The sequence below is a fragment of the Pseudomonas sp. genome (genome assembly GCF_050739995.1).
Classification (GTDB): domain Bacteria; phylum Pseudomonadota; class Gammaproteobacteria; order Pseudomonadales; family Pseudomonadaceae; genus Aquipseudomonas.
This window is the reverse complement of record NZ_JBOICG010000548.1, coordinates 1-3,748: the sequence shown is the minus strand read 5'-3', so window position 1 is coordinate 3,748 and position 3,748 is coordinate 1. Positions and strand designations below refer to the sequence as shown.

Here is a 3,748-nt window from a genome sequence, read left to right as displayed (position 1 = left end):
GTGTTACCCTTCAAAAGCCCGTCTCAAAGGCAATTCTTACGATCAAGGCAGACTTTTCTTTCCGTTCATTGCGACCTTTCGGGGTGCATGCGTGGAAATGGGAAAAGCGCCAGTACCCCTCAAGGAGCCCCTCGCCATGCACGCCATCAGCTTTATCCAGGACTTGGCCGTGATCATGCTGGTGGCAGGGGTTGTCACCATCCTGTTTCACCGTCTCAAGCAGCCGGTGGTACTGGGCTACATCGTCGCCGGCTTCATCATCGGCCCTCACACTCCGCCATTCGGCCTGATCCACGACGAAGACACTATCAAGACCCTCGCTGAGTTGGGGGTGATTTTCCTGATGTTCTGCCTAGGCCTGGAGTTCAGCCTGCGCAAGCTGTTCAAGGTGGGCGCCACGGCGTTTATCGCGGCCTTCCTGGAAATCATCCTGATGATCTGGATCGGCTACGAAATCGGCCGCTGGTTCGACTGGAACACCATGGACTCGCTGTTCCTCGGCGCGATCCTGGCGATTTCCTCGACCACCATCATCGTCAAGGCGCTCAATGACTTGAAGATGAAAAACCAGCGCTTCGCCCAGTTGATCTTCGGCGTGCTGATCGTCGAAGACATCCTTGGTATCGGCATTATTGCCTTGCTGTCGAGCATTGCCGTCAGCGGCACGGTCAGCTCCGGTGAGGTGTTCTCCACCGTCGGCAAGCTCTCACTGTTCATGATTGTCGCGCTGGTCATCGGCATTTTGCTGGTGCCACGCCTGCTGGCCTACGTCGCCAAGTTCGAAAGCAACGAAATGCTGTTGATCACCGTGCTGGGCCTGTGTTTCGGCTTCTGCCTGCTGGTGGTCAAGCTGGAATACAGCATGGTATTGGGCGCATTCCTGATTGGCGCGATCATGGCCGAATCCCGCCAATTGATTAAGATCGAGCGCTTGATCGAACCGGTTCGCGACATGTTCAGCGCAATCTTCTTCGTTGCCATCGGCTTGATGATCGACCCGCAGATTTTGCTGCAATACGCCTGGCCGATCGCGGTGATCACCGTGGCCGTGGTGCTGGGCAAGATGCTCTCTTGCGGCCTGGGCGCCTTTATCGCCGGCAATGATGGTCGCACCTCGTTGCGGGTGGGCATGGGGCTGTCACAGATTGGCGAGTTCTCTTTCATCATCGCGGCCCTTGGGATGACGCTTCAGGTAACCAGCGACTTCCTGTATCCAGTGGCGGTGGCTGTGTCGGCGATCACCACGTTGCTCACGCCGTACCTGATTCGCGGGGCAGACCCATTGTCATTGAAGATCGCGTCGGTAATGCCCAAGCGTATGAGCCGGGTGTTCGGGATGTATGGCGAATGGCTACGTAGCATTCAGCCTCAGGGTGAAGGCGCGATGCTGGCGTCGATGATCCGTAAGATCATCCTTCAAGTAGGCGTAAACCTGGCACTGGTGGTGGCGATCTTCTTCGCCGGCAGCTTTTTTGCGGCGCGCATCGGCGGGTATCTGGAGGGTTGGATCAATGATCCTAGCTGGCAAAAGGCGTTGATCTGGGGTGGGGCGTTACTGTTGTCGCTGCCGTTTTTGATTGCGGCGTATCGCAAGCTCAAGGCGCTGTCGATGCTGCTGGCGGAGATGAGCGTAAAGCCGGAGATGGCTGGGCGGCATACCCAGCGGGTGAGACGGGTGATCGCCGAATTGATACCGATCTTGTCGTTGCTGGTGATCTTCCTGCTATTGGCAGCCTTGTCGGCCAGTATTTTGCCAACCAACAAGTTGCTGGTGTTGATCGCCGTAGTTACGGCGGCGGTGGCGGCTGTGCTCTGGCGGTGGTTCATCCGCGTGCATACGCGGATGCAGGTCGCTTTGCTGGAGACGCTGGATAACCACAAGGACACGCCGGAGCACTAACAGGTTTTGACTGGGGCGGGCTCAGCTTTCCAGCCAGACGTCCCGCGCCCAGTGCCACACCGACTCCCAGGACTCTTCGGTGACAAGCTCCTCTTCGCCGGACCACAGCACCACGGTGCCGTCTTCTTCCACGCAATAGTAGTCGTCGCCGTCCTGGCAGATCGGGATCAGCTCGCGCGGTACACCGATGTCCCAGGCGGTTGCCGCCACTTCAGGCAAGTAGGTGTGGGAGCCCGGATCAGTGATGGTCACTGGCTCCAAACTGCCGTAGACCACGTCGCTGACAGTCAGCAGGAATTCCTTGAAGACAAACGGAATGTTGATGAACAGCTGTTCTTCGACTTCTACCAGTTGGTCTTCGTCTGGCAGCTCCAGCGGCACCGGGACCGGTTCGTTGGCTTCACGCAATTGTTCGATGATTTCTTCCACGGCCGGGATCCTCTTGCTAGATGGCGCGGTTTATAGGGGCGTTTTATACAGTAGCTCGCTATAAGTGCAACCGTGAAATAGAAAACCCCGGAACATGTCCGGGGTTTTATTACCAAGTGCTTAAACGCGCAGCTATCAGCCGTTCTGGCGGATACCGGCGACCAGCCAAGGCTGGTTGTCGCCCTGGGCACGTTCCATGTTCCAGCTTTCGCTGAACACTTCACCCTGGTCGAAGCGCGAGGTCTTCGACACACCGCTGAAGGTCAGGGTAGCGATGGTCTTGTCGGCGCGATCATCCACACCTTCCAGTTGTACGCGCAGGTCGTCGATGTAGGTCGACTGGAAACCGTCGCCCAGGTCGGCGCGTTCGCGCTTGAGGAACTCCAGCAGTTGTGGGGTCACGAACTCGGCGATCTTGTCCATTTCGTTGGCGTCCCAGTGTTGCTGCAGGGACTGGAAGTGGTTACGGGCTGCTTCGACGAAACGTTCTTCGTTGAACCAGGCCGGTGCGTTGATTACCGGACGGGCGGCGGCAGGCGCGGCCGAACCACCGAAGATCGAACCCATGGCAGCGGGTTTCTGCTCGAACACTTCACGCTGCATCGGTGCGCCGGCTGGAGCCATGTGCTCCTGCTGCTTGCGTCGACGGGCGGCGATAAAGCGGAAGATCACAAAGGCGATGACCGCCATGATCAGGATGTCGAAGATCTGCATGCCCTGGAAGCCGCCGCCCATGAACATGGAGGCGAGCAGGCCACCGGCGGCGATACCGGCCAGAGGGCCCAACCAGCGCGAAGCACCGCCAGCCTTGGCAGCAGCGCCTGCGGCACCGGCTGCACCAGCGGTTGCGGCTGCGCCGCCCATGCCACCGGCAGATGGAGCCATTTGGCTGGTCTGGTGAGTCGGGGCCGAGCCCATGCTTTTGCCGCCACCGAAGCGTTTGGCGTTGGCGTCGAGGCTCATCGTCAGGCCGATGCACAACGCCATGGCGATGCTAAGAAAACGTTTCATAAAGGGAATTCCCATTTGTGGATTGCACGCGCGCCATGTTGCACAGGTGTCGTGACAGTGGCTAGCGACATAATGTTTCGGGCTTTTGCGTAGGACCGAATCAGAATGGTCTGTAGGACTTATTACTGATATTGGCCCGCGCTCGTTAAAAACAAGGGCGAGCCAATAATCTTCGCTACGCGGGCAGGATGTCAGACGGCTTCGAGCTTTGCGTAACCCATCATCAGCCACTTGCTGCCTTCGGCGAAATTCACCTGTACCCGCGCCTGGGCGCCGGCGCCTTCGAAGTTGAGGATCACCCCTTCGCCGAAGATCGCGTGCTTGACCTGCTGGCCCAGGCTGAACGGAGTTTCCGGGATCTCGGAGCCGGCAAACATACTGCTGGAGTTCTGCTGCTGACCACCACCG

4 protein-coding genes are annotated in these 3,748 nt (G+C 58.4%); 1 reads left to right on the top strand and 3 read right to left on the bottom strand.

The features are described from left to right. Window positions 1-136 precede the first annotated feature (136 nt). Complete coding sequence (locus ACRESD_RS17980) at window positions 137-1,900, top strand: cation:proton antiporter (protein ID WP_431752149.1); 1,764 nt, start codon at window positions 137-139, stop codon at window positions 1,898-1,900. Window positions 1,901-1,921: 21 nt separating this feature from the next. Here the strand turns inward: ACRESD_RS17980 and ACRESD_RS17975 are convergent, their stop codons facing one another. The 3 genes from ACRESD_RS17975 to ACRESD_RS17965 all read right to left on the bottom strand — a co-directional run. Then, window positions 1,922-2,329 (bottom strand): SMI1/KNR4 family protein, encoded by a 408-nt coding sequence (locus ACRESD_RS17975; RefSeq protein ID WP_123716619.1) that lies wholly within the window; start codon window positions 2,327-2,329, stop codon window positions 1,922-1,924. A gap of 135 nt (window positions 2,330-2,464) precedes the next feature. Next, a complete protein-coding gene (locus tag ACRESD_RS17970; RefSeq protein ID WP_431752148.1) occupies window positions 2,465-3,340 on the bottom strand; it encodes a Tim44 domain-containing protein in 876 nt (291 codons plus the stop codon). 191 nt (window positions 3,341-3,531) lie between these two features. After that, on the bottom strand, window positions 3,532-3,748 hold a 217-nt coding region (locus tag ACRESD_RS17965; protein ID WP_431752147.1), incomplete at its 5' end, for a hypothetical protein.

Coding starts and splice junctions, on each gene's coding strand:
- ACRESD_RS17980 (WP_431752149.1), top strand. CDS start 137: ATGCACGCCATCAGCTTTATCCAGGACTTGGCCGTGATCATGCTGGTG.
- ACRESD_RS17970 (WP_431752148.1), bottom strand. CDS start 3,340: ATGAAACGTTTTCTTAGCATCGCCATGGCGTTGTGCATCGGCCTGACG.